Genomic DNA, 23,739 nt, shown 5'->3' on the forward strand with positions numbered 1-23,739 from the left:
AACCGCTATAACATAGGAAAAAGCACAAATTGAATAGGTTAACCGGTTCGAACATACCCACCAGCAACAACAGCAACTTTTCCCATCAGTTCTAACTCCAATAATTTGGTCATGACTTCCGTAACAGGCAGGGAAGAACGCTGAGCGATCACATCAATCGGTGTCACTTCACTACTTACGTTAACCAGCACATCTAAAAATGGCAACTCTGCTTGTTCAAATTGCCTATTTTCTTTCTCCTGGTCTTTTTCTTCGAGATTAGCCCATTGAAAGGCAACACTAATATGTTCCATGATATCCATTACATTCGTTACCAAATAAGCTCCCTGTTTGATCAACCAATGGTTGCCTTCGTTTGCGGGAGTCCCCAATGGTCCTGGTAATACAAAAATATCCCGGCCCTGTTCAAGGGCACAGCGAGCTGTAATCAATGATCCACTGCTTTTGTGCGCTTCTACAATGAGAAGAGCTAAACTTAACCCACTAATGATCCGATTTCTTCTTGGAAAATGTTTGGCTTTAGGAGGAGTATCAGGAAAAAACTCAGAAACTAATGCGCCATGTTCTTTAATATTCGCGGCCAAGGTTTTATGCCTAGTGGGGTAGATATTTGCAAGTCCACTACCAAGTACTGCAATTGTTTTCCCCCCTGAATCTAACGCTGCTTGATGACAGATACCATCAATACCAATCGCTAATCCACTCGTCACTACCAGATTATTTTTAGCTAAATCGCTTGCGAACATCTTCCCCCATTTATCACCATAAAAGGTCGCAGCTCTGCTACCAACCATTGAGATCTGTCTTTGAGATAAGACAGATACGTCACCTGCAACAAAAAGCACAAGAGGTGGAGAATGTATTTGCTTTAATAAAAGCGGATAGGTGGGATGAGAGAAAGTCAGCAAATGATGATCAGGTTGCTCTAACCACTTGAGAGCTGAAATCAATACGGAAGAGTTAGCTTTTGTAAATTGCAGACATTGTGCAGATGACAAGCCACACGCTTTAAGCAAAGATGTGCTACAACTCTTCGCTTGCAACAAGTGCTCCATCACAATCATGGCCTTCTCTACTGAGAGATGAGAAACCATTTTCATTCTTAACCACATTTCCATCGCTTCCATAACGTCATCCTGACTTAAAATTGAGAACAACACACCCATGATTAATTTATGCTCAATACTGTCAATCTAAATAGGAAATGTCTAGAATAGGCGTTAATTCTCACTCATTTTTTGGATGCAGTTCTAAACCTATATGTCAGTTTTACAAGTATTACATTATCCAGACGAGCGACTTCGCATAGTTGCCAAGCCAGTAAAAAAAGTCGATGCAGAAATCCAGCGTATCATTGATGATATGTTCGAAACAATGTATGCAGAGGAAGGAATAGGCTTAGCAGCAACGCAAGTTGATATACATCAGAGAATTATTGTCATTGATGTCTCTGAAAATCGAGATCAACGACTTGTTCTTATTAATCCTGAGGTCGTTAATGAAACGGGAGAAACAGGAATAGAAGAAGGTTGCTTATCTGTTCCTGAACAACGTGGATTTGTGTCACGTTTTGAACAAGTAAAGATTAAAGCTTTAGATTATCACGGTCTGCCATTGGAATTGGAAGCCGACGGGTTACTGGCAATTTGTATCCAGCATGAAATGGATCATTTGATCGGTAAACTTTTTGTTGATTATCTATCACTGTTAAAACGCCAACGTATCCGTCAGAAAGTTGAAAAAATTGATCGATTAAGAGCCAAAAACAAATAATTCTTATTATCACAGGAAATAACAGTGTCTGATTCTTTACGTATTATTTTTGCCGGAACCCCTGATTTCGCGGCTCGCCATCTGGCTGCTTTATTAAACTCTCAACATCAAATTGTTGGAGTACTCACTCCACCAGACAAACCGGCAGGAAGAGGTAAAAAACTGACACCAAGTCCTGTAAAGGCATTGGCTGAAGAGCATGATATTCCCGTTTTTCAGCCAAAGACCTTACGTACTGAAGAAAGCCAGCAATGGATCATGGAACAGCAGGCTGATATTATGGTTGTTGTTGCATATGGCTTAATTCTTCCTCAAGCAGTTTTAGATATACCTCGCTTGGGATGCCTGAATGTTCATGGTTCCTTGCTACCGCGCTGGCGCGGCGCGGCACCAATTCAGCGTTCCATTTGGGCTGGCGACCAGGAAACTGGCGTAACTATCATGCAGATGGACAAAGGGCTTGATACTGGCGATATGTTGCTAAAAGCAACTTGCCCTATTACAAATGAGGATACCAGTGCCAGCTTATATGAAAAACTTGCTAATATTGGCCCAGAAGCCTTACTCGACACTTTAAGTTTAATCACATCAGGAAAATGTCAGCCTGAAAGTCAGGATGACACTTTTGTGACTTACGCTGAAAAACTGAGTAAAGATGAAGCAAAAGTAGATTGGAATTTACCTGCAACCCAAATTGAGCGTTGTGTTCGTGCTTTCAATCCTTGGCCTATGAGTTTCTTCTTAATTAATGACCAACCAGTTAAAATCTGGCGAACAGAAGTCATTGCAGAGCAAACAACCCAAGTTCCCGGAACAATTATCAACGCGGATAAACAAGGTATCCAAATTGCAACTGCAAATGGAATATTAAATATTACCCACTTGCAACCCCCAGGTAAGAAAGCCATGTCAGCCGCCGACTTCTTAAACTCTAAACATGAGTGGTTTTCACCTGGCAACAAAATCAACTGATACTAACTTTGCCTAAATATTTCTAGCATTCAGGCTTCTTCTTATTTTTAGTTATGCTGACAAAGGTCAGCTTTTTTGACCATACCATGAAAAATATATATAACCTGAGAAGCATCGCTGCGAAAGCAATTACTCAAGTGCTTGAGCAAGGGCAATCCCTCAGCACCGTACTACCTGAGTTCCAACAAAAAGTTTCTGATAAAGATAAAGCGCTGCTGCAAGAGATCTGTTTCGGTGTGATGAGGGTATTACCTCAGCTTGAGTGGTTTATCAATCAGCTCATGGCAAAGCCATTGAAGGGAAAACAACGTATTTTCCACTACTTAATCATGGTTGGTATATATCAGCTCATGCATACGCGTATACCTGCACATGCTATACTTGCCGAAACTGTCAATGGTGCAACTGACTTAAAACGACCACAGCTGAAAGGCGTAATCAATGGTGTCCTTCGCCAGTTTCAGCGCCAACAGCAATTATTAATAGAACAATCAAATAATAACATTGGTCAATACCTACATCCTAAATGGCTGCTAGAGCGAATTCAAAAAGCATATCCCCAAAATTGGCAAGCTATAGTAGATACCAACAACCAAAAACCACCTATGTGGTTGCGAGTTAATCAACTTTATCATACGGCCAACGAGTATTTTGCACTATTAAAAGAAGCCAATATAGAAGCAGAATTAGATATCAGACAGGCTAGTGCTATTCGTCTTCTTAGCCCTTGTCCAGTCAGTGCACTACCAGGATTCCAGCAAGGATGGGTAACCATTCAGGATCGCTCCGCTCAAGGATGTGCTGAACTATTAACTCCACGGGACGGGGAATCTATACTGGATCTCTGTGCTGCACCGGGTGGAAAAACCACACATATCCTTGAAATTGCACCAAAATCTAAGGTTCTCGCGATCGATATTGATGAACAACGAATTAAGCGAGTGAAAGAAAACTTACAACGACTTAATTTAAATGCAGTCGTCAAAACAGGTGATGGCCGCCTTCCCCATGAATGGGCTTCCGGTGAACAATTTGATCGTATCCTTCTTGATGCACCATGTTCTGCTACAGGCGTCATTCGCCGTCATCCTGACATCAAATGGTTACGCAGAAATGAAGATATTGAGCAATTAGTGATATTACAAGCAGAAATCCTTAATGCTATCTGGCCATACTTAAAACAAAATGGCACGCTAGTTTATGCTACCTGTTCAATTCTGCCTCAAGAAAATAGTGAGCAAATAAAAGCATTTTTGGCCCGTCACACCGATGCCGTATTATCAGAAACAGGCAATTCAGGCACTCTCGGAACTCAAATTATTCCAGAAATTGCAGGGGGTGATGGCTTCTTTTATGCCCGACTAACTAAGCAATGATAATATGCTCTTGTTCCGATAGAACGAGAGAAATTTATGGTTTTGCTAAAAGCCTAATAATAGAAGACGGCTTTCAATCGAAAAGAGAATGCTATGAAGATAATCATTTTGGGTGCAGGCCAGGTTGGTGGAACATTAGCTGAAAATTTGGTTGATGAAAACAATGATATTACTGTCGTTGATACCGATACCGATCGTTTACGTCAATTGCAGGATAAATTCGATCTCCGAGTTGTAAATGGGCATGGCTCCCACCCAAGAGTATTAAGAGAAGCTGGAGCTGAAGATGCTGATATGTTGGTCGCTGTTACAAACTCAGATGAAACCAATATGATTGCATGCCAAATAGCTTACTCTCTATTTAACACACCGAATAAGGTCGCCCGGATACGTTCATCAGAATATATCCGAGAATCAGAGAAACTATTCCAACCTGATCATATTCCTATTGATTATTTAATATCTCCTGAACAATTAGTTATTGATTACATCTATAAATTGATTCAATACCCTGGAGCATTACAAGTTGTGAATTTTGCGGAGGGGCGTGTCAGTATTGTTGCGGTGAAGGCCTATTATGGTGGTTCATTAGTTGGCAATGCCTTGTCTTCACTCCGGGAGCATATGCCACATATTGATAGCAAAGTTGCTGCTATATTTCGTCATGATCGTCCCATTAGGCCACAAGGTTCAACAATTATTGAAGCCGGAGATGAAGTGTTCTTCGTGGCTGCCTCACAGCATATCAGAGCTGTCATGAGTGAACTACAACGTCTTGAAAAGCCATATAAACGTATCATGATTGTTGGTGGTGGCAATGTTGGTGCAGGGTTAGCTTTGCGCCTTGAAAAAGATTACAGCGTCAAACTAATTGAACATAACCAAAAAAGAGCCACGGAATTAGCCGAATTATTACATGATACCATTGTGTTCTATGGCGATGCTTCAGACCAGGAATTGCTAACAGAAGAACACATTGAACAGGTTGACGTTTTTATAGCATTAACAAATGATGATGAAGCCAATATTATGTCAGCTATGCTTGCAAAACGCATGGGCGCTAAAAAAGCCATGGTTCTTATTCAACGCAGTGCATATGTTGATTTAGTACAAGGCGGAGTCATTGATATTGCAATCTCTCCTCAACAGGCAACAGTATCAGCACTACTTGGTCATGTTCGCAAGGCAGATATTGTCAGTGTATTCTCATTAAGAAGGGGAGTGGCTGAAGCCATCGAAGCCATAGCTCATGGTGATGAGCATACTTCAAAAGTGGTTGGGCGTAAGATAGGTGATATCAAATTACCACCAGGCACAACAATCGGTGCCATTGTCCGTAGTGAAGAAGTCATCATTGCTAATGATTATAGTATTATTCAACAAGGTGATCATGTAATCATGTTTATTACTGACAAAAAATTTGTCCCGGAAGTAGAAAAGCTTTTCCAACCCAGCCCTTTCTTCCTGTAAAAGCACCAATTAAGTGATTTATTATATTAACCCGAATTCTGGATAAAAAATTGGCGAAGTGCCTGTTCCAAGAGCAAAGTTTTGGTGCACACCAAAAACCGCTCTAAGAAGGAACAGGCAATGAACAAACTAGTTGAAATTTTCTGCGATGTCGATGACTTTTGTCGTTTTTTCATTCCTCAATGGGAACAGTTTTGTCTTAATAAGGGGCATCGTCTACGCCGCAGGCAAGGTCACATGTATCCCAGTGAAATGATGACCATCCTGATCCGCTTTCACATGTCGCATTACCGTGATTTTAAACATTTTTATCTGGAGCATATTTGGAAATATCATCATCACGATTTTCCAACTTTGCTCAGTTATACCCGTTTTGTCAGTGTTTCCCCTTCCGTTTTAGTGCCGCTGTGCAGTTATCTGACTCAGTTAAAAGGAAAGCCCACGGGGATCGCTTTTATTGATTCCACGAGTTTACGCGTGTGCCATAACATTCGTATTCCCCGCCATAAGGTGTTTGAGGGGGTGGCACAGCGAGGAAAAACCTCGATAGGGTGGTTTTACGGTTTCAAATTACACTTGATTGTTAACCATCAGGGCGAAATTCTGGCACTCAAAATCACCGCCGGTAATGTGGATGATCGGGAACCGGTTCGCGAATTAGCAAAAGCATTAACGGGTTCTCTTTATGGTGACAAAGGCTATCTTAGTCAAGAACTGGCAGGTGCTTTAGCGCAAGCGGGTGTAACGTTCATGACAAAAAAGCGCCGTCACATGAAAGCGCAAGTGCTGGCTGAATGGGATAATATAATGTTATCAAAGCGTTTTATTATTGAAACAATTAATGGGCAATTAAAAACCATTTCTCAAATAGAGCATTCCCGGCACCGAAGTATAAAAGGATTTCTATTGACCGTTTTAGGTGGTGTCATTGCTTACTGCCTAAAATGGAAGAAACCGTCACTGAAAGTTTTCTACTCAGAAGAAGATTTTCCAATGACGGCTTAAACGGAATTCGGGTTATATTAATATCATCCAGTTAAAAAATTAGAAGGTCAATAATAACAACTTTAAAAAATTATTATTATTGGCCTCCCAACCACCCTTTTTACCATATTTTTCTTTACGATTATAACTGCCTTTACCTTTCTTATTTTTTTCAACTCGCTGTCTGAACAAAGGATCGTGTAATAAAGCTTCTATCGCATTGTCTTTAATAACGCCTTTTTTATGGCAATATCTTGTCATTATAACCTCTAAGTATAATTAATGAATAAGGCAATTTTTTGATTAAAAACACTGAAATTTTACTCTTAACATTCAGAATAATAAAGAAAAATTATCTATTTATTACATGCCCCTTCTTCCAAAATTTCTAATATAGAACAATATGTACTGACATGCGCACTACCACAACAGGCATCACTCAACATTTTCAAGGAATCGCGCATCTTTTGCATTTCTAATAACTTTTCTTCAACTTCTCGCAGCCTAGAATCAACAATATACTTCGACTCCTGGCATGTATGATGTTCAGGATCAACCCGAATAGAGAGTAACTCTACGATTGCATCCAGTGTAAAACCTAGTTGTTTGGCATAACGGATAAAGCGTAATCGCTGTAAATCCTGTTTAGTATAAAGTCTATAACCCCCATCAGTTCTTTCTCCATGAAGCATCAATCCTTGTTTTTCATAAAAGCGGATGGTATCCGGCGTTACACCTGCTAATTTAGCTAACTGACCAATGCGATACATAGAGAATTTTCCTATTAAGTCGTGAATAAGCACAATACTAACAGAATAGGTTAAAAGATCATCCAGGCGGGAAGATTTGCGGGTTAACGAATAAAGATAAGAGAGTGACTAAAGAAGAAAAATTATCAGAAGGCAATAAAAAACCGGGATAATACCCGGTTTTTTACGCCTCTACAGATTACTCTGCAGATGCTGCTTCTGTCTGAGACTCTGCTGCGCGGTCAACAAGCTCGATGTATGCCATCGGTGCATTGTCACCAGCACGGAAGCCACACTTCAGAATACGAGTGTAACCACCTGCGCGGCTCGCAAAACGCGGGCCCAGTTCATTAAACAGTTTTGCCACGATCTCATTATCACGAGTACGGGCGAATGCCAGACGACGATTAGCTACGCTGTCGGTCTTGGCAAGAGTAATCAGCGGCTCAACGACGCGACGCAGTTCTTTCGCTTTAGGCAGAGTCGTCTTGATGATTTCATGACGAACCAAAGAACCTGCCATGTTGCGGAACATAGCTTGGCGATGGCTGCTGTTGCGGTTCAATTGACGACCACTCTTACGATGGCGCATGACCTTATCCTTCTCAGTAAAACCTTAACCTGTGATCTAGTTATTCATCAGCAATACTTGCTGGCGGCCAATTTTCCAGGCGCATGCCCAGAGAGAGTCCACGCGAAGCCAGTACGTCTTTAATCTCAGTAAGAGATTTTTTACCCAAGTTAGGCGTTTTAAGTAACTCAACTTCAGTACGCTGTACCAGATCACCGATGTAGTGGATAGCTTCTGCTTTAAGGCAGTTAGCAGAGCGGACAGTCAATTCCAGATCGTCAACAGGGCGCAGCAGGATCGGATCAAACTCTGGCTTCTCTTCTTTAACTTCTGGTTGACGTACATCACGTAAATCAACAAAAGCTTCTAGTTGTTCAGCCAGAATGGTAGCTGCCCGGCGAATCGCCTCTTCAGGATCGATTGTACCGTTAGTCTCCATCTCGATAACCAGCTTGTCCAGGTCAGTACGTTGTTCTACACGAGCTGCTTCAACATTGTAGGCAATACGCTCTACTGGGCTATAGCAAGCATCTACTAACAAACGACCGATAGGGCGCTCATCTTCTTCCGAATGAATTCGGGCAGAAGCCGGCACATATCCACGACCGCGCTGAACTTTAATACGCATGCCAATGGAAGCGCTTTCGTCAGTCAGATGGCAGATTACGTGCTGCGGCTTGACGATTTCGACATCACCATCATGGATGATATCGGCTGCAGTCACAGGGCCAATGCCAGATTTATTCAAAGTAAGGACAACTTCATCTTTACCCTGAACTTTCACCGCCAGCCCTTTCAGATTGAGGAGAATCTCCAGGATATCTTCCTGTACACCTTCTTTGGTGCTGTACTCATGCAGTACACCATCAATCTCAACCTCAGTCACCGCACAACCCGGCATAGACGAAAGCAGAATACGGCGCAGTGCGTTGCCAAGAGTATGGCCAAAGCCACGCTCTAATGGCTCAAGGGTCACCTTGGCGTGCGTCGAACTGACTTGCTCGATATCTACCAGGCGCGGTTTTAGAAACTCTGTCACAGAACCCTGCATTGTGTCCTCTCTTTGGTGCTAAGCTTTACTTAGAGTAAAGCTCGACGATCAGGTGTTCGTTAATGTCAGCGGATAGATCAGTACGTTCAGGAATACGCTTGAACACACCTTCCATCTTCGCAGCATCAACTTCCAACCAAGTTGGTTTCTCACGCTGCTCAGCCAGCTCTAAGGCTGCTTTAATGCGAGCCTGCTTCTTCGCTTTTTCACGAACGCTGACTACGTCATTCGGGGATACCTGATAAGAAGCGATGTTAACAACGCGACCATTTACCATGATAGCCTTATGGCTTACCATCTGACGTGATTCAGCACGAGTCGCGCCGAAGCCCATACGATAGACGACGTTATCCAAGCGACTTTCCAGCAAGTTCAGCAGGTTTTCACCTGTATTGCCTTTCAGACGAGTTGCTTCTTTATAGTAGTTACGGAATTGACGCTCTAGAACACCGTAAATACGACGAACTTTTTGTTTTTCACGTAACTGTACACCATAGTCAGACAGACGCGGTTTACGTGCGCCGTGCTGGCCTGGTGCTTGTTCTAACTTACACTTGGTGTCAATCGCGCGAACGCCAGACTTCAGGAAAAGGTCTGTACCCTCGCGACGGCTCAGCTTGAGCTTAGGACCCAAATATCTTGCCATTTTCTTTCTCCAACAATCCTAAAAACGAAGACGTATTAAACGCGACGTTTCTTCGGTGGGCGACAACCGTTATGAGGGATCGGAGTCACATCAGTAATATTAGTGATGCGGAAACCAGCCGCATTTAATGCGCGGATAGTTGACTCACGGCCCGGACCAGGTCCTTTAACCATAACTTCCAGGTTCTTAATTCCGTATTCTTTCACTGCTTCAGCGCAGCGCTCTGCTGCAACCTGAGCTGCAAACGGAGTAGATTTACGAGAACCACGAAAACCGGAACCACCGGCAGTTGCCCAACCCAGTGCGTTACCTTGACGATCAGTAATAGTAACGATGGTGTTGTTGAAAGAAGCATGGATATGAGCCACACCGTCAGAGACTTGTTTTCTTACACGCTTACGTGCACGAATAGGTGCTTTTGCCATTATTCAATACCCCGATTATTTCTTGATCGGCTTACGCGGACCCTTACGGGTACGTGCATTGGTCTTAGTACGCTGACCGCGAACTGGTAGACCACGACGATGACGCAAACCACGATAGCAACCAAGGTCCATCAGACGTTTGATACTCAGGGTTACTTCACGACGCAGATCGCCTTCTACAACGTATTTGGCAACTTCGTCACGCAGCTTGTCAATTTGCTCTTCAGACAGCTCACTGATCTTAACATTTTCAGCAATGCCCGCTGCTACACAAATTGCTTGTGAGCGGGTTTTACCGATACCGTAGATCGAAGTCAATGCGATTACAGTATGTTTTTGATCAGGAATGTTAATGCCTGCTATACGGGCCACTATGCACTCCTACAATATTTATTCACTGCAACATCATTCTGAAAAGCCCGTTTTCAGGATACTCAAATAATGTTGCTGTCAGATAAAAAAGATTGGCTGGCTAATTTAGCCAGCTCAACCCAACTTTGCAAGAAAAATATGCGATTAATTAGCCTTGGCGCTGTTTGTGCTTAGGCTCTGCACTGCAAATCACGCGAACGATACCGTTACGCTTAACAATTTTACAGTTGCGGCATAATTTCTTGACGGAAGCACGAACTTTCATTTTTACTCTCCGTAACTTCTCAAGCAAACCAATTAGCGGTTATATCCTTTCAGGTTTGCCTTCTTCAATGCAGACTCATATTGACTCGACATCATCAAAGTTTGCACTTGAGCCATAAAGTCCATGATGACGACAACTACAATCAGTAGGGAAGTACCACCAAAATAGAATGGAACTTTCATTGCATCACGCATGAACTCCGGGATTAAGCAGATAAAAGTAATATATAACGCACCAACTAAGGTTAGACGAGTCATTACTTTATCGATGTACTTAGCCGTTTGCTCTCCCGGACGAATTCCTGGTACGAATGCACCGGACTTCTTCAGGTTATCTGCTGTTTCTCTTGGATTGAAAACCAAAGCCGTATAGAAGAAACAGAAGAAGATGATTGCAGATGCGTATAATAACACATAGAGCGGTTGACCTGGTTGCAAATACATAGAAATAGTTGTCAACCAATTCCAGCCTGTTCCACCACCAAACCAAGAAGCTATGGTACCAGGGAACAAAATAATACTGGAAGCAAAAATTGCAGGGATAACCCCAGCCATATTCACTTTCAACGGTAAATGTGTACTTTGTGCCGCGAAAACTTTACGACCTTGCTGACGTTTTGCATAGTTAACGACAATACGGCGTTGACCACGCTCAATGAAAACAACGAAGAAAGTCACGGCAAACACTAATACTGCAACCAACAGCAACAGGAGGAAGTGCAGGTCGCCTTGCCGAGCTTGCTCGATGGTGTGACCAATCGCAGGTGGTAACCCCGCAACGATACCAGCAAAGATTATGATCGAAATACCGTTACCGATACCCCGTTCAGTAATCTGCTCACCCAGCCACATCAAGAACATCGTCCCCGTGACCAGACTTACAACAGCCGTGAAATAGAACGCAAGACCAGGATTAATGACTAGCCCTTGCATTCCAGGCATATTCGGCAACCCAGTAGCAATACCTATTGACTGGAATATTGCCAGCACTAATGTGCCATAGCGGGTATACTGACTAATCTTACGACGACCAGCTTCCCCTTCCTTCTTGATCTCTGCTAAACGAGGATTAACCACCGTTAGCAACTGGATAATAATAGATGCAGAAATATACGGCATTATCCCCAGTGCAAAGATAGAAGCACGGCTTAAAGCACCACCAGAGAACATGTTAAACATTTCAATGATGGTGCCTCTTTGCTGCTCGAGCAATTTGGCAAGCACAGCGGCATCAATACCAGGGATTGGAATAAAAGAGCCAATACGGAAAACAATTAGAGCTCCAATGACAAACAAAAGTCTGCGTTTTAACTCGCCTAATCCGCCTTTGGCACTTTGAAAATCTAATCCTGGTTGTTTAGCCATCTGTTACTTATTCCTCAATTTTACCGCCAGCAGCTTCAATTGCAGCACGGGCGCCTTTAGTAACACGCAAGCCACGCACAGTTACTGCGCGATTGACTTCGCCAGAAAGCATTACTTTAGCGAATTCAATTTGAGGGCCAATAATGTTAGCAGCTTTCAGTGCATTCAGATCAATAACATCGCCTTCAACACGGGCAAAGTCAGACAGACGAATTTCTGCGGTAACCATTGCTTTACGTGAAGTGAAGCCAAATTTTGGCAAACGACGATATAAAGGCATTTGGCCGCCTTCAAAACCACGACGAACGCCACCGCCAGAACGAGATTTCTGACCTTTGTGACCACGGCCGCCAGTTTTACCCAGGCCAGAACCAATACCACGACCTACACGTTTAGGTGCGTGCTTGGCACCTTCAGCCGGAGACAGAGTATTTAAGCGCATCTGTTACTCCTCAACCTTAACCATATAGGAAACCAAGTTGACCATACCGCGAACCGCTGGTGTATCTTCACGCTCAACAGTATGACCAATACGACGCAGACCTAAACCAGTCAAAGTTGCCTTATGTTTAGGCAAGCGACCAATTGAACTGCGAACTTGAGTAATTTTAATAGTCTTAGCCATGGTCATTACCCCAGAATTTCTTCGACGGATTTGCCACGCTTAGCTGCGACCATTTCCGGAGATTTCATGCTGTCTAAAGCATCCAAAGTTGCACGAACCACGTTAATCGGGTTAGTGGAACCGTAGGTTTTAGCCAGTACGTTACGAACTCCAGACACTTCCAGAACAGCACGCATCGCACCACCGGCGATAATACCTGTACCTTCGTGAGCAGGTTGCATGAACACACGAGAACCTGTGTGTGAACCTTTCACTGGGTGGTACAGAGTGCCGCTGTTTAGTGCGACGGTTTTCATATTGCGACGTGCTTTTTCCATCGCTTTCTGGATCGCTGCCGGAACTTCGCGTGCTTTGCCGTAGCCAAAACCAACGCGACCGTTACCATCACCAACTACAGTCAGTGCTGTAAAGCTGAAAATACGGCCACCTTTAACGGTTTTAGATACGCGATTTACCGCGATCAGCTTTTCCTGCAGTTCGCCAGCTTGTTTTTCGATGTGAGCCATCTTACACCTCTACCTTAGAACTGAAGGCCAGCTTCACGGGCAGCATCTGCCAGTGCCTGGACTCTACCATGATATTGGAAACCAGAACGGTCAAAGGATACATTTTTGATACCTTTTTCCAGAGCACGTTCAGCAACAATTTTACCAACTACTGCTGCGGCTTCTTTGTTTCCAGTAAATTTCAGTTGTTCACTGATAGCTTTTTCTGTTGTAGAAGCGGCCACCAGAGTTTCAGAACCATTTGGTGCGATAACCTGCGCATAAATATGGCGAGGGGTACGGTGTACCACCAGGCGAGTTGCACCCAGTTCCTGGAGCTTGCGGCGTGCGCGGGTCGCACGACGGATACGAGCTGCTTTCTTATCCATAGTGTTACCTTACTTCTTCTTAGCCTCTTTGGTACGCACGACTTCATCGGCGTAACGAACACCCTTGCCTTTATATGGCTCAGGACGACGATAGGCACGCAGATCTGCCGCAACCTGACCAATCACCTGCTTATCAGCACCTTTCAGTACGATTTCAGTTTGTGATGGGCATTCCGCAGTAATGCCTGCTGGCAGCTGATGCTCGACCGGATGCGAAAAACCTAAAGACAAGCTAACTGCATTGCCTTTAACTGCCGCACGGTAACCGACACCTACCAGTTGAAGTTTCTTAGTGAAACCTTCGTTAACACCGATAACCATTGCATTCAACAGAGAACGAGTTGTACCTGCCTGAGCCCAAGCATCTGCAAAACCTTCGCGTGGTGCGAAAGTCAGTTGGTTATCCGCATGTGTAACTTCAACTGCGTTGTGGATTTTACGACTTAATTCGCCGTTTTTACCCTTAATCGAAATAACCTGACCGTTGAGTTTAACCTCTACGCCGGCAGGAATGACGACGGGTGCTTTTGCAACACGAGACATTCTTTCCTCCCGATTAAGCTACGTAGCAGAGAATCTCGCCACCCAGACCAGCCTGGCGAGCTGCACGATCAGTCATTACACCTTTAGAGGTAGAAACAACAGCAATACCCAGGCCAGCCATAACTTGTGGCAGCGCATCTTTTTTCTTATAGATGCGCAGACTTGGGCGGCTTACACGCTGAATGCTTTCTACAACAGCCTTACCTTGGAAATATTTCAGAGTAATTTCCAGTTCTGGCTTGGTGTCGCCTTCGATTTTAAAATCTTCAATATAACCTTCTTCCTTCAGCACGTTGGCAATTGCCACTTTCAGCTTGGAGGAAGGCATGGTGACCGCAACTTTATTCGCGGCCTGACCGTTACGGATACGGGTCAGCATATCCGCGATCGGATCTTGCATGCTCATCTGTCTTTACTCCCGTGATTCAAATGGTGACAATTACCAGCTAGCCTTTTTAAGGCCCGGAATTTCACCGCGCATAGCGGCTTCGCGGACTTTAATACGGCTCAACCCAAACTTCCGCAAAAATGCATGCGGACGCCCAGTCTGACGGCAGCGGTTACGCTGGCGGCAAGGGCTGGAATCACGTGGCAGTGTTTGCAGCTTGAGAACAGCATCCCAACGGTCTTCATCAGATGCGTTTACATCAGAGATGATCGCTTTCAGTTCGACGCGTTTTGCGAAGAATTTCTCAGCTAATTTTGCACGTTTTACATCACGTGCTTTCATCGATTGCTTAGCCATGAATACCCTGCCTTACTTGCGAAACGGGAAGTTAAACGCAGCCAATAGTGCGCGACCTTCATCATCAGATTTCGCAGTAGTGGTAATGGTAATATCCAAACCACGTACGCGATCCACTTTATCATAATCGATTTCAGGGAAGATGATTTGCTCACGAACACCCATGCTGTAGTTACCACGACCATCAAATGATTTAGCCGACAAACCGCGGAAGTCACGGATACGTGGTACAGCAATAGAAACCAGGCGCTCAAAGAACTCCCACATGCGTTTGCCACGCAGGGTTACTTTACAGCCGATTGGATAGCCCTGACGGATTTTGAAGCCTGCAACTGATTTGCGTGCTTTGGTGATCAATGGCTTCTGACCAGTGATTGCTGCCAAGTCAGCTGCTGCATTATCCAGCAGTTTTTTGTCAGCGATCGCTTCACCAACACCCATGTTCAGGGTGATCTTCTCGACCCGAGGGACTTGCATGACAGAATGGTAACCAAACTGAGTCATCAGTTTCTGGACTACCTCGTCTTTGTAGTAATCATGCAGTTTCGCCATCGTATACTCCAAATTACTTGATAGTTTCGTTGTTAGATTTGAAGAAACGAACTTTTTTGCCGTCTTCGAATCTAAAACCTACACGGTCAGCCTTGCCGGTTACTGCGTTAAAGATTGCAACGTTAGAAACATTAATAGCTGCTTCTTTTTCAACGATGCCACCTGGTTGATTCAGAGCCGGGACTGGCTTCTGATGTTTTTTAACCAGATTAATACCTTCAACAATGACTTTACCAGAAGAAAGAACCTGTTTTACTTTACCGCGCTTACCTTTGTCTTTACCAGTCAGCACAATAATTTCGTCATCACGACGGATTTTCGCTGCCATTGCCTGCTCCTTAGAGTACTTCAGGTGCCAGAGAGATAATTTTCATGAATTTCTCATTACGAAGTTCACGAGTTACCGGCCCAAAAATACGCGTACCAATAACCTGCTCACTATTGTTGTTTAACAATACGCAAGCGTTGCTATCGAAGCGAATGACAGAACCGTCCGGGCGACGAACACCCTTCTTGGTGCGCACCACTACCGCTTTCAGGACATCACCTTTTTTTACTTTACCACGAGGAATTGCTTCCTTAATGGTAATTTTGATGATGTCACCGACATGTGCGTAGCGACGGTGCGAGCCACCTAGAACCTTGATACACATTACGCGACGTGCACCGGAGTTGTCGGCCACGTTCAGCATAGTCTGTTCTTGGATCATTTTAGTGCTCCGCTAAATGTCAACTACTACTGAGCCACTTTATTTTTAAAGAGGCCGTTTCAATATCCCATACTACGAGGGCGCGGCATTATAACACCACATCTTCGCGATGGACAGAAAAATAAACGGCTCGGTTATTTTTGAGCCGTTTATTTCGTACGAGATAACGTCCTATTATAGAACCGCTTTCTCTACAACGCGAACTAAGGTCCAAGATTTCGTCTTAGACAGTGGACGGGTTTCGCGGATTTCCACGACATCACCAATTCCACATTCATTGTTCTCGTCATGTACATGCAGTTTGGTCGTACGTTTGATGAACTTACCATACAGAGGATGTTTCACCTTACGCTCAATAGCAACAACAATGGATTTTTCCATTTTGTCGCTAATAACACGACCTTGCAGAGTACGGATTTTATCGGTCATTACGCACCCGCCTTCTCAGTCAGTAAAGTCTTAACGCGTGCAATATTACGACGCACTTGTTTCAACAGGTGAGACTGTTGCAGCTGGCCACTTGCCGCCTGCATACGCAGATTGAATTGTTCACGCAACAGGTTCAGCAGCTCAGTGTTCAGCTCTTCAACGCTTTTTTCGCGCAGCTCTTGTGCTTTCATTACATCACCGTCTTAGTTACAAAGGTGGTTTTGATAGGCAGTTTCGCTGCTGCCAGCTTGAATGCTTCACGAGCCAGCTCTTCAGGCACACCGTCCATTTCATACAGGACCTTACCGGGTTGGATCAAGGCAACCCAATACTCTACGTTACCTTTACCTTTACCCATACGCACTTCGAGTGGCTTTTCGGTGATAGGTTTGTCTGGGAACACACGGATCCAGATTTTACCTTGACGCTTAATTGCACGGGTCATAGCACGACGTGCCGCTTCGATCTGACGAGCAGTCAGACGACCACGGCCCACAGCTTTTAGACCGAAAGTGCCGAAGCTAACATCCGCACCTGCAGCCAGACCACGGTTGCGGCCTTTGTGCACTTTGCGGAATTTCGTACGCTTTGGTTGTAACATCAGCGACTCTCCTTACTTGCGGCCTTTACGCTGCTGCTTTTTAGGTTGCGCAGCCGGTTTTTCCGCCTGTTCAACTGCAGCCATACCACCCAGGATCTCACCTTTGAAGATCCATACCTTAACGCCGATTACACCATAAGTGGTGTGCGCTTCAGAAGTATTGTAGTCGATGTCCGCACGCAGAGTGTGCAGAGGTACACGACCTTCACGATACCATTCAGTACGCGCGATTTCAGCACCGCCCAGACGGCCACTGACTTCCACTTTGATACCTTTAGCGCCCAAACGCATAGCGTTCTGTACAGCACGTTTCATAGCACGGCGGAACATAACACGACGTTCCAACTGTGAGCTGATGCTGTCAGCAACCAGTTTTGCGTCCAGTTCAGGTTTACGCACTTCGGCAATATTAATCTGCGCAGGAACACCAGCGATTTCCGCTACAGCCTTACGCAGTTTTTCAACGTCTTCACCTTTTTTACCGATTACAATACCTGGGCGAGCAGTATGAATAGTCACACGAATGCTTTTCGCAGGACGTTCGATAACAATACGTGAAATAGATGCTTTAACCAGTTCTTTATTCAAGTACTGGCGCACTTTAAAGTCGCTGTCTAGGTTGTCAGCGAATTCTTTGGTATTCGCATACCAGGTAGAGTTCCAAGGTTTGACAATACCCAGACGAATACCATTAGGATGTACTTTCTGACCCATTGCTAGTCTCCAGAGTCTCAGCGATCGGACACAACCACAGTAATGTGGCTGGTGCGCTTCAGGATACGATCTGCACGGCCTTTGGCACGAGGCATAATGCGCTTCATAGTTGGGCCTTCGTCTACGAAAATCTTCGTAACTTTCAGATCATCGATGTCAGCGCCATCGTTGTGTTCTGCGTTAGCAATAGCAGACTCAAGTACTTTCTTCACTAGACCAGCAGCTTTCTTGTTGGTATAGGTCAGAGTTTCCAGAGCTTGCGACACTTTCTTACCGCGGATCAGGTCAGCCACAAGGCGAACCTTCTGAGCAGAAGAACGAGCGTGGCGATGTTTAGCGATAGTTTCCATCTCTTCCTCCTACCTTAGCGCTTTTTAGCCTTTTTATCGGCCGCATGGCCGCGATAAGTACGGGTCGGCGCGAATTCACCCAGTTTGTGACCAACCATTTCGTCGGAAACAAAAACTGGAACATGCTGACGACCATTATGGACAGCGATGGTCAAACCGATCATGTTAGGAAAGATCGTTGAACGACGGGACCAAGTCTTAATAGGCTTTTTGTCTCCGCTTTCCACCGCTTTCTCTACCTTCTTCAGCAAGTGCAGGTCAATAAATGGACCTTTCTTGAGAGAACGTGGCATGGCTTATCCTCTAATTATTTTTTAGAACGGCGACGTACGATATATTGATCAGTACGTTTGTTGCTACGGGTCTTCTTACCTTTGGTCTGAATACCCCATGGTGTTACAGGGTGTTTACCAAAGTTACGACCTTCACCACCACCATGTGGATGGTCTACTGGGTTCATCGCCGTACCGCGAACGGTAGGACGGATACCACGCCAGCGGCTTGCACCAGCTTTACCCAGAACGCGCAGCATATGTTCTGCGTTACCAACTTCACCTAAAGTAGCACGGCAGTCAGACAGTACTTTACGCATTTCACCAGAACGCAGACGCAGGGTTACATAAGAACCATCACGTGCAACGATTTGAGCATAAGCACCGGCTGAGCGAGCCAGCTGTCCGCCTTTACCTGGTTTCATTTCTATGTTATGAACAGTAGAACCAACCGGGATATTGCGCATTGGCAGGGTGTTACCCGTCTTAATTGCTGAATCAGCACCAGACTGGATTTGATCACCTGCTTTCAGGCCTTTAGGGGCAAGGATGTAACGACGCTCACCGTCTTTATACAAAACCAGCGCGATGTTTGCTGAACGGTTTGGATCATATTCCAGACGCTCAACTACAGCAGGGATACCGTCTTTGTTACGTTTGAAGTCAACCAGACGATAATGCTGTTTATGGCCACCACCAATGTGACGAGTGGTAATACGACCATTGTTGTTACGACCACCAGTTTTGCTGTTTTTTTCCAACAACGGAGCATAAGGTTTACCCTTATGCAGCTCTGGGTTAACCACTTTAACAACGTGGCGACGGCCCGGAGACGTAGGTTTACATTTAACAATTGCCATTGTTCTTTACTCCTCCGACTTACTCAGCGCCGCCAACGAAGTCCAGGTTCTGGCCTTCTTTCAAGGTGACGTAAGCTTTTTTCCAGTCGCTACGACGACCAATACGCTGACCGTGGCGTTTAACTTTACCTTTCATCAGCAAAGTGTTTACACCTTCCACTTCAACTTCAAACAGTTTCTGTACGGCAGCTTTGATCTCTGCTTTAGTCGCGTCTTTCGCAACTTTGAGAACGATGGTATTGCTTTTTTCCATCGCTGTAGAAGCTTTTTCAGATACATGCGGCGCGCGCAGTACTTTCAGCAGACGTTCTTCACGGATCATGCCAGCATCTCCTCAACTTGCTTCACAGCTTCAGCAGTCATAACCACTTTATCGAAGGCGATCAGGCTTACAGGATCGATACCAGCTGCATCACGAACGTCAACCTTATACAGGTTACGAGCAGCTAAGAACAGATTCTCATCGACTTCGCTAGTGATGATTAGTACGTCTTCCAGAGCCATTTCTTTCAGTTTCTGTACCAGCAGCTTAGTTTTAGGTGCTTCAACAGAAAACTTCTCGACAACGATCAGACGATCTTGACGTACCAATTCAGACAGGATGCTTTTCAGAGCACCACGGTACATCTTTTTATTAACTTTTTGACTGTGGTCCTGTGGTTTCGCTGCGAAAGTTACACCACCAGAGCGCCAAATTGGACTCTTAATAGAACCAGAACGTGCACGACCAGTGCCTTTCTGACGCCATGGTTTTTTACCTGAACCAGAAACTTCAGCACGAGTTTTCTGAGCACGAGTACCTTGACGAGCACCAGCTGCATACGCAACAACTACTTGATGAACAAGCGCTTCATTGAAATCACGCCCGAAGGTAGTTTCGGAAACAGTCAGCGCGCTTTGCGCGTCTTTCATTACCAATTCCATTCCTATCTCCTCGACGTTACGCCTTGACAGCCGGTTTTACGATCAGGTTACTGTTCGTTGCACCTGGAACAGCACCTTTGACCAGCAGCAGGTTACGCTCAGCGTCAACACGTACTACATCTAAGCTCTGAACGGTTACACGCTCATTACCCAGTTGGCCTGCCATTTTCTTGCCTTTAAATACCTTGCCCGGAGTCTGGTTCTGACCGATAGAACCCGGAACACGGTGAGACAAGGAGTTACCATGGGTAGCATCTTGAGTACGGAAGTTCCAGCGTTTAACAGTACCCGCGAAACCTTTACCTTTAGATGTACCAGTAACGTCAACTTTTTTAACGTCAGCGAAAATTTCAACGCTAATGCTTTGACCTACAGTGAATTCTGCATCGTCTGCTGACAGACGAAATTCACGCAAGATGCGGCCGGCTTCAACACCAGCTTTAGCGAAATGACCTGCTTCAGATTTATTAACGCGGTTAGCTTTTTTGCTACCAGTCGTTACCTGAATTGCGCGATAACCGTCAGTCTCGTTGCTTTTAACTTGAGTTACACGATTATCTTCGATTTCGATAACAGTTACAGGAATTGAAACGCCCTCTTCAGTGAAGATGCGAGTCATACCCACTTTTTTACCGACTAAACCAATCATTGTTTCAACCTCTCAATCGTTCAATGACCTGATTAACCCAGGCTGATCTGCACGTCTACACCGGCAGCCAGATCCAGACGCATCAGAGCATCAACGGTTTTCTCGGTTGGCTCAACGATGTCAACCAGACGTTTGTGAGTGCGAATTTCGTACTGATCACGAGCATCTTTGTTAACATGCGGAGAAATCAGAACGGTAAAACGCTCTTTACGAGTCGGCAGCGGGATCGGACCACGAACCTGCGCACCAGTGCGCTTCGCAGTCTCTACGATTTCCGCAGTTGATTGATCGATCAAACGATGATCAAATGCTTTCAGGCGGATACGGATTCTTTGGTTCTGCATGAGACCAGAGCTCCAACTATTTTATAAACGTAAATGACTACTTCTCGCACCCATTTCGATTGATGGGGGAGTGTAATCGTTCTATGCATAACCCCCATATCGGAGGTATTTTAATGGCGGCAATTCACCGCTCATTGCTGATTATAAATCAGCCCTACTTTACGTAGGTAAGCCCGCGTATTATACGTGAATTTACTCACAAAGCAAGATTAAGGATGAAATCTATTCAAAAAAGTACACTCAAGAAGAAACAGAAAATGGAAAACAGAAGGAAAACGCCCTATATACATAATGTTATAGGGCGACTGAATGTTAATTATTCTTCTTCATTGAGTTGATATTGAATGTAGTTTTGTATGCCAATTCGAGTTATCAGTTCCAGTTGAGTTTCCAACCAATCTATGTGATTTTCTTCATCAGCAAGTACTTCTATCATTAAGTCTCTGCTCACATAGTCATGCACTGAATCAGCATATGCGATAGCTTCTCTGAGATCCTTAGTACCACGTAATTCTAATTCCAGATCAGATTGCAGCATTTCTTCCACATCTTCTCCGATATTGAGTTTTCCTAAATCTTGTAGATTTGGCACTCCTTCAAGGAAAAGAATACGCTCAATCAGCTTATCTGCATGCTTCATCTCATCAATAGACTCTCGGTATTCGACGTCATTTAAACGTATCAATCCCCAATTTTTAAACATTCGGGCATGCAAAAAATATTGATTAATCGCGACAAGTTCATTACCAAGAAGTTTATTCAAATGTGCAATTATTTTTTTATCACCTTTCATAACAAGTCCCTCCGCTTCCAGTCACTAAAGTGTAGTACTAATTTAGCAGAGTAATTGCAAGAAAATTGTGTTTATTTTAAGCAACATTATTTATTGAGAGCAGTAGAGATATCTCCTCATTCAGTATCTCACGTGCTTGACGTATGCATTTTCCGCAGTCACTTCCTACAGGAACAAAGTTTCGCAATTCTCTGATTGAGCGGACATGTCGCTGATGGACAGCGTTACGTATGGTTTTATCACTTACTGCATTACAGAGACAGACATACATGGAAGCACTCTTCTAACTATCTACATTCTTGATGGATTTTTAGAGCAGATAACCTATCTACACCTAAAATTTCTCACGCTTATAAAACAAGCAACACACCAGAATAGTAAATAGAAATGAATCTCATTTCAATTATTGTTTTTATTTTATTGTTATACAATAAAGCCACCGTTTATGGTGGCTTAAAATAAAAAAAGAGGAGCCACTAGGCTCCCCTTTTATCATAACATTCTGATTATAAAAAATTAGGCAATGACTTTAGCAACAACACCAGCACCGACAGTACGGCCACCTTCACGGATGGCGAAACGCAGACCGTCGTCCATGGCGATTGGTGCAATCAGGGTCACTTTCATGTTGATGTTGTCACCTGGCATTACCATCTCTACGCCTTCTGGCAGTTCGATAGTACCGGTTACGTCCGTTGTACGGAAGTAGAACTGTGGACGGTAACCTTTGAAGAATGGGGTATGACGACCACCTTCATCTTTGCTCAGGATGTACACTTCAGATTCGAACTGAGTGTGTGGGTGGATAGACGCTGGCTTCGCCAGAACCTGACCACGCTCAACATCATCACGCTTAGTACCACGCAGCAGAACACCAACGTTCTCACCAGCACGGCCTTCGTCCAGCAATTTGCGGAACATTTCAACACCTGTACAGGTCGTTTTCGTGGTTTCTTTGATACCGACGATTTCAACTTCGTCGCCCACTTTAACGATACCGCGCTCTACACGACCGGTGACTACGGTACCACGACCGGAGATAGAGAAAACGTCTTCGATTGGCAGCAGGAATGGCTTATCAATGTCACGCTCTGGCTCTGGGATGTAAGTATCCAGGGCTTCTGCCAGTTCGATGATTTTTGCTTCCCACTCGGCTTCGCCTTCCAGCGCTTTCAGCGCAGAACCACGGATGATTGGCGTGTCGTCGCCTGGGAAATCGTATTGAGACAGCAGCTCACGAACTTCCATTTCAACCAGTTCCAGCAGCTCTTCATCATCAACCATGTCACATTTGTTCAGGAACACGATGATGTATGGAACGCCTACCTGACGACCCAGCAGGATGTGCTCACGCGTCTGTGGCATTGGGCCATCAGTCGCCGCAACAACCAGGATCGCGCCGTCCATCTGAGCAGCACCGGTGATCATGTTTTTCACATAGTCGGCGTGGCCTGGGCAGTCAACGTGTGCATAGTGACGAGTTGGGGTATCGTATTCTACGTGAGAAGTAGAGATGGTGATACCACGCGCTTTTTCTTCTGGTGCGTTATCGATCTGATCGAATGCACGAGCGCTACCGCCGTAGGTTTTTGCCAAAACGGTGGTGATTGCAGCAGTCAAGGTAGTTTTACCGTGGTCAACGTGGCCGATAGTACCAACGTTAACGTGCGGTTTTGAACGTTCAAACTTTTCTTTAGACATTAGGTTGTCCCTCTAAGACACGGAATCGGTGGTTT

General features: G+C 44.6%; 39 protein-coding genes. 5 read left to right on the forward strand and 34 right to left on the reverse strand.

The window, feature by feature from the left end; all coding sequences use genetic code 11:
- Positions 1 to 38: 38 nt before the first annotated feature.
- Positions 39 to 1,127 (reverse strand): DNA-protecting protein DprA, encoded by a 1,089-nt coding sequence (dprA, locus tag XPG1_RS15915; RefSeq protein ID WP_045960127.1) that lies wholly within the window; start codon positions 1,125 to 1,127, stop codon positions 39 to 41.
- Between the two features lie 133 nt (positions 1,128 to 1,260).
- On the opposite strand from dprA, the gene def reads away from it, so the two are divergent.
- From def to XPG1_RS15940, 5 genes are all read left to right on the forward strand, one after another.
- Complete coding sequence (gene def, locus XPG1_RS15920; protein WP_045960128.1) at positions 1,261 to 1,773, forward strand: peptide deformylase; 513 nt, start codon at positions 1,261 to 1,263, stop codon at positions 1,771 to 1,773.
- A gap of 24 nt (positions 1,774 to 1,797) precedes the next feature.
- Complete coding sequence (gene fmt, locus XPG1_RS15925) at positions 1,798 to 2,745, forward strand: methionyl-tRNA formyltransferase (protein WP_045960129.1); 948 nt, start codon at positions 1,798 to 1,800, stop codon at positions 2,743 to 2,745.
- Between the two features lie 86 nt (positions 2,746 to 2,831).
- Positions 2,832 to 4,121: a 16S rRNA (cytosine(967)-C(5))-methyltransferase RsmB gene (rsmB, locus tag XPG1_RS15930; RefSeq protein ID WP_045960848.1), complete on the forward strand. Its 1,290-nt coding sequence runs from the start codon at positions 2,832 to 2,834 to the stop codon at positions 4,119 to 4,121.
- Between the two features lie 93 nt (positions 4,122 to 4,214).
- Positions 4,215 to 5,591: a Trk system potassium transporter TrkA gene (gene trkA, locus XPG1_RS15935; protein ID WP_045960130.1), complete on the forward strand. Its 1,377-nt coding sequence runs from the start codon at positions 4,215 to 4,217 to the stop codon at positions 5,589 to 5,591.
- A gap of 120 nt (positions 5,592 to 5,711) precedes the next feature.
- Complete coding sequence (locus XPG1_RS15940) at positions 5,712 to 6,596, forward strand: IS982 family transposase (RefSeq protein WP_045960131.1); 885 nt, start codon at positions 5,712 to 5,714, stop codon at positions 6,594 to 6,596.
- 39 nt (positions 6,597 to 6,635) lie between these two features.
- Here XPG1_RS15940 and XPG1_RS15945 read toward each other — a convergent pair whose 3' ends face one another.
- The 33 genes from XPG1_RS15945 to tuf form a co-directional block, all read right to left on the reverse strand.
- The gene (locus XPG1_RS15945) at positions 6,636 to 6,836 is read right to left on the reverse strand and encodes an alternative ribosome-rescue factor A (RefSeq protein ID WP_045960132.1); all 201 of its coding nucleotides are present in this window, start codon (positions 6,834 to 6,836) and stop codon (positions 6,636 to 6,638) included.
- Between the two features lie 95 nt (positions 6,837 to 6,931).
- Complete coding sequence (zntR, locus tag XPG1_RS15950) at positions 6,932 to 7,345, reverse strand: Zn(2+)-responsive transcriptional regulator (RefSeq protein ID WP_045960133.1); 414 nt, start codon at positions 7,343 to 7,345, stop codon at positions 6,932 to 6,934.
- Positions 7,346 to 7,523: 178 nt separating this feature from the next.
- Complete coding sequence (gene rplQ, locus XPG1_RS15955) at positions 7,524 to 7,916, reverse strand: 50S ribosomal protein L17 (RefSeq protein WP_010847501.1); 393 nt, start codon at positions 7,914 to 7,916, stop codon at positions 7,524 to 7,526.
- A 40-nt stretch (positions 7,917 to 7,956) separates the two neighbouring features.
- A complete protein-coding gene (locus XPG1_RS15960) occupies positions 7,957 to 8,946 on the reverse strand; it encodes a DNA-directed RNA polymerase subunit alpha (RefSeq protein WP_045960134.1) in 990 nt (329 codons plus the stop codon).
- 25 nt (positions 8,947 to 8,971) lie between these two features.
- Complete coding sequence (gene rpsD, locus XPG1_RS15965) at positions 8,972 to 9,592, reverse strand: 30S ribosomal protein S4 (protein ID WP_045960135.1); 621 nt, start codon at positions 9,590 to 9,592, stop codon at positions 8,972 to 8,974.
- A gap of 35 nt (positions 9,593 to 9,627) precedes the next feature.
- Positions 9,628 to 10,017, reverse strand: coding sequence for a 30S ribosomal protein S11 (gene rpsK / locus XPG1_RS15970; RefSeq protein WP_002919257.1), 390 nt, complete (start codon positions 10,015 to 10,017; stop codon positions 9,628 to 9,630).
- A gap of 15 nt (positions 10,018 to 10,032) precedes the next feature.
- The gene (gene rpsM, locus XPG1_RS15975) at positions 10,033 to 10,389 is read right to left on the reverse strand and encodes a 30S ribosomal protein S13 (protein ID WP_038269629.1); all 357 of its coding nucleotides are present in this window, start codon (positions 10,387 to 10,389) and stop codon (positions 10,033 to 10,035) included.
- A gap of 148 nt (positions 10,390 to 10,537) precedes the next feature.
- Positions 10,538 to 10,654 carry a 50S ribosomal protein L36 gene (rpmJ, locus tag XPG1_RS15980; protein WP_012768118.1) on the reverse strand — a complete coding sequence of 39 codons (117 nt, stop codon included), beginning with the start codon at positions 10,652 to 10,654 and terminating at the stop codon, positions 10,538 to 10,540.
- Positions 10,655 to 10,686: 32 nt separating this feature from the next.
- Positions 10,687 to 12,018 (reverse strand): preprotein translocase subunit SecY, encoded by a 1,332-nt coding sequence (gene secY, locus XPG1_RS15985; protein ID WP_045960136.1) that lies wholly within the window; start codon positions 12,016 to 12,018, stop codon positions 10,687 to 10,689.
- Positions 12,019 to 12,025: 7 nt separating this feature from the next.
- Complete coding sequence (gene rplO / locus XPG1_RS15990; RefSeq protein ID WP_045960137.1) at positions 12,026 to 12,460, reverse strand: 50S ribosomal protein L15; 435 nt, start codon at positions 12,458 to 12,460, stop codon at positions 12,026 to 12,028.
- A 3-nt stretch (positions 12,461 to 12,463) separates the two neighbouring features.
- Complete coding sequence (gene rpmD, locus XPG1_RS18110) at positions 12,464 to 12,643, reverse strand: 50S ribosomal protein L30 (protein ID WP_008913894.1); 180 nt, start codon at positions 12,641 to 12,643, stop codon at positions 12,464 to 12,466.
- Between the two features lie 5 nt (positions 12,644 to 12,648).
- Positions 12,649 to 13,149, reverse strand: coding sequence for a 30S ribosomal protein S5 (rpsE, locus tag XPG1_RS16000; protein ID WP_010847493.1), 501 nt, complete (start codon positions 13,147 to 13,149; stop codon positions 12,649 to 12,651).
- A gap of 14 nt (positions 13,150 to 13,163) precedes the next feature.
- Positions 13,164 to 13,517, reverse strand: a complete 354-nt coding sequence (gene rplR / locus XPG1_RS18115; protein WP_012990483.1) for a 50S ribosomal protein L18 — start codon at positions 13,515 to 13,517, stop codon at positions 13,164 to 13,166.
- Positions 13,518 to 13,526: 9 nt separating this feature from the next.
- Positions 13,527 to 14,060 (reverse strand): 50S ribosomal protein L6, encoded by a 534-nt coding sequence (gene rplF, locus XPG1_RS18120; protein ID WP_045960138.1) that lies wholly within the window; start codon positions 14,058 to 14,060, stop codon positions 13,527 to 13,529.
- 13 nt (positions 14,061 to 14,073) lie between these two features.
- Positions 14,074 to 14,466: a 30S ribosomal protein S8 gene (rpsH, locus tag XPG1_RS18125; protein ID WP_045960139.1), complete on the reverse strand. Its 393-nt coding sequence runs from the start codon at positions 14,464 to 14,466 to the stop codon at positions 14,074 to 14,076.
- 33 nt (positions 14,467 to 14,499) lie between these two features.
- On the reverse strand, positions 14,500 to 14,805 hold the full coding sequence (rpsN, locus tag XPG1_RS18130; protein WP_045960140.1) for a 30S ribosomal protein S14: 306 nt from the start codon (positions 14,803 to 14,805) through the stop codon (positions 14,500 to 14,502).
- A gap of 12 nt (positions 14,806 to 14,817) precedes the next feature.
- Positions 14,818 to 15,357: a 50S ribosomal protein L5 gene (gene rplE / locus XPG1_RS16025; RefSeq protein WP_045960141.1), complete on the reverse strand. Its 540-nt coding sequence runs from the start codon at positions 15,355 to 15,357 to the stop codon at positions 14,818 to 14,820.
- A 13-nt stretch (positions 15,358 to 15,370) separates the two neighbouring features.
- Positions 15,371 to 15,685, reverse strand: coding sequence for a 50S ribosomal protein L24 (gene rplX, locus XPG1_RS16030; protein ID WP_045960142.1), 315 nt, complete (start codon positions 15,683 to 15,685; stop codon positions 15,371 to 15,373).
- A 10-nt stretch (positions 15,686 to 15,695) separates the two neighbouring features.
- Complete coding sequence (gene rplN, locus XPG1_RS16035; RefSeq protein WP_010847486.1) at positions 15,696 to 16,067, reverse strand: 50S ribosomal protein L14; 372 nt, start codon at positions 16,065 to 16,067, stop codon at positions 15,696 to 15,698.
- Positions 16,068 to 16,241: 174 nt separating this feature from the next.
- Positions 16,242 to 16,496, reverse strand: coding sequence for a 30S ribosomal protein S17 (rpsQ, locus tag XPG1_RS16040; RefSeq protein ID WP_038240484.1), 255 nt, complete (start codon positions 16,494 to 16,496; stop codon positions 16,242 to 16,244).
- Positions 16,496 to 16,687 (reverse strand): 50S ribosomal protein L29, encoded by a 192-nt coding sequence (rpmC, locus tag XPG1_RS16045; RefSeq protein WP_010847484.1) that lies wholly within the window; start codon positions 16,685 to 16,687, stop codon positions 16,496 to 16,498. Before rpmC ends, rpsQ begins: the two co-directional genes overlap by 1 nt.
- Positions 16,687 to 17,097: a 50S ribosomal protein L16 gene (gene rplP / locus XPG1_RS18135; RefSeq protein ID WP_012990491.1), complete on the reverse strand. Its 411-nt coding sequence runs from the start codon at positions 17,095 to 17,097 to the stop codon at positions 16,687 to 16,689. The genes rpmC and rplP overlap by 1 nt, the downstream gene beginning before the upstream one ends.
- A 12-nt stretch (positions 17,098 to 17,109) precedes the next feature.
- Positions 17,110 to 17,811, reverse strand: a complete 702-nt coding sequence (gene rpsC / locus XPG1_RS18140; protein ID WP_045960143.1) for a 30S ribosomal protein S3 — start codon at positions 17,809 to 17,811, stop codon at positions 17,110 to 17,112.
- A gap of 17 nt (positions 17,812 to 17,828) precedes the next feature.
- A complete protein-coding gene (gene rplV, locus XPG1_RS16060) occupies positions 17,829 to 18,161 on the reverse strand; it encodes a 50S ribosomal protein L22 (protein ID WP_010847481.1) in 333 nt (110 codons plus the stop codon).
- 14 nt (positions 18,162 to 18,175) lie between these two features.
- Entirely contained in the window at positions 18,176 to 18,454 is a 279-nt protein-coding gene (gene rpsS, locus XPG1_RS16065) for a 30S ribosomal protein S19 (protein ID WP_011148791.1), read from the reverse strand.
- Positions 18,455 to 18,468: 14 nt separating this feature from the next.
- Complete coding sequence (gene rplB / locus XPG1_RS16070; RefSeq protein WP_045960144.1) at positions 18,469 to 19,293, reverse strand: 50S ribosomal protein L2; 825 nt, start codon at positions 19,291 to 19,293, stop codon at positions 18,469 to 18,471.
- Positions 19,294 to 19,312: 19 nt separating this feature from the next.
- The gene (gene rplW, locus XPG1_RS16075; protein WP_045960145.1) at positions 19,313 to 19,615 is read right to left on the reverse strand and encodes a 50S ribosomal protein L23; all 303 of its coding nucleotides are present in this window, start codon (positions 19,613 to 19,615) and stop codon (positions 19,313 to 19,315) included.
- Positions 19,612 to 20,217 carry a 50S ribosomal protein L4 gene (rplD, locus tag XPG1_RS16080; protein WP_045960146.1) on the reverse strand — a complete coding sequence of 202 codons (606 nt, stop codon included), beginning with the start codon at positions 20,215 to 20,217 and terminating at the stop codon, positions 19,612 to 19,614. Before rplD ends, rplW begins: the two co-directional genes overlap by 4 nt.
- 16 nt (positions 20,218 to 20,233) lie before the next feature.
- Positions 20,234 to 20,866 carry a 50S ribosomal protein L3 gene (rplC, locus tag XPG1_RS16085; RefSeq protein ID WP_045960147.1) on the reverse strand — a complete coding sequence of 211 codons (633 nt, stop codon included), beginning with the start codon at positions 20,864 to 20,866 and terminating at the stop codon, positions 20,234 to 20,236.
- Positions 20,867 to 20,898: 32 nt separating this feature from the next.
- Complete coding sequence (gene rpsJ, locus XPG1_RS16090; protein ID WP_001181005.1) at positions 20,899 to 21,210, reverse strand: 30S ribosomal protein S10; 312 nt, start codon at positions 21,208 to 21,210, stop codon at positions 20,899 to 20,901.
- Between the two features lie 316 nt (positions 21,211 to 21,526).
- Positions 21,527 to 22,003, reverse strand: a complete 477-nt coding sequence (gene bfr / locus XPG1_RS16095; protein ID WP_045960148.1) for a bacterioferritin — start codon at positions 22,001 to 22,003, stop codon at positions 21,527 to 21,529.
- Positions 22,004 to 22,079: 76 nt separating this feature from the next.
- Positions 22,080 to 22,274, reverse strand: coding sequence for a bacterioferritin-associated ferredoxin (bfd, locus tag XPG1_RS17825; RefSeq protein ID WP_071825398.1), 195 nt, complete (start codon positions 22,272 to 22,274; stop codon positions 22,080 to 22,082).
- A 245-nt stretch (positions 22,275 to 22,519) separates the two neighbouring features.
- Positions 22,520 to 23,704 (reverse strand): elongation factor Tu, encoded by a 1,185-nt coding sequence (gene tuf, locus XPG1_RS16105; RefSeq protein ID WP_045959653.1) that lies wholly within the window; start codon positions 23,702 to 23,704, stop codon positions 22,520 to 22,522.
- Between the last annotated feature and the right edge of the window lie 35 nt (positions 23,705 to 23,739).

Origin of the sequence: Xenorhabdus poinarii G6 (assembly GCF_000968175.1) — a bacterium.
Taxonomy (GTDB): domain Bacteria; phylum Pseudomonadota; class Gammaproteobacteria; order Enterobacterales; family Enterobacteriaceae; genus Xenorhabdus; species Xenorhabdus poinarii.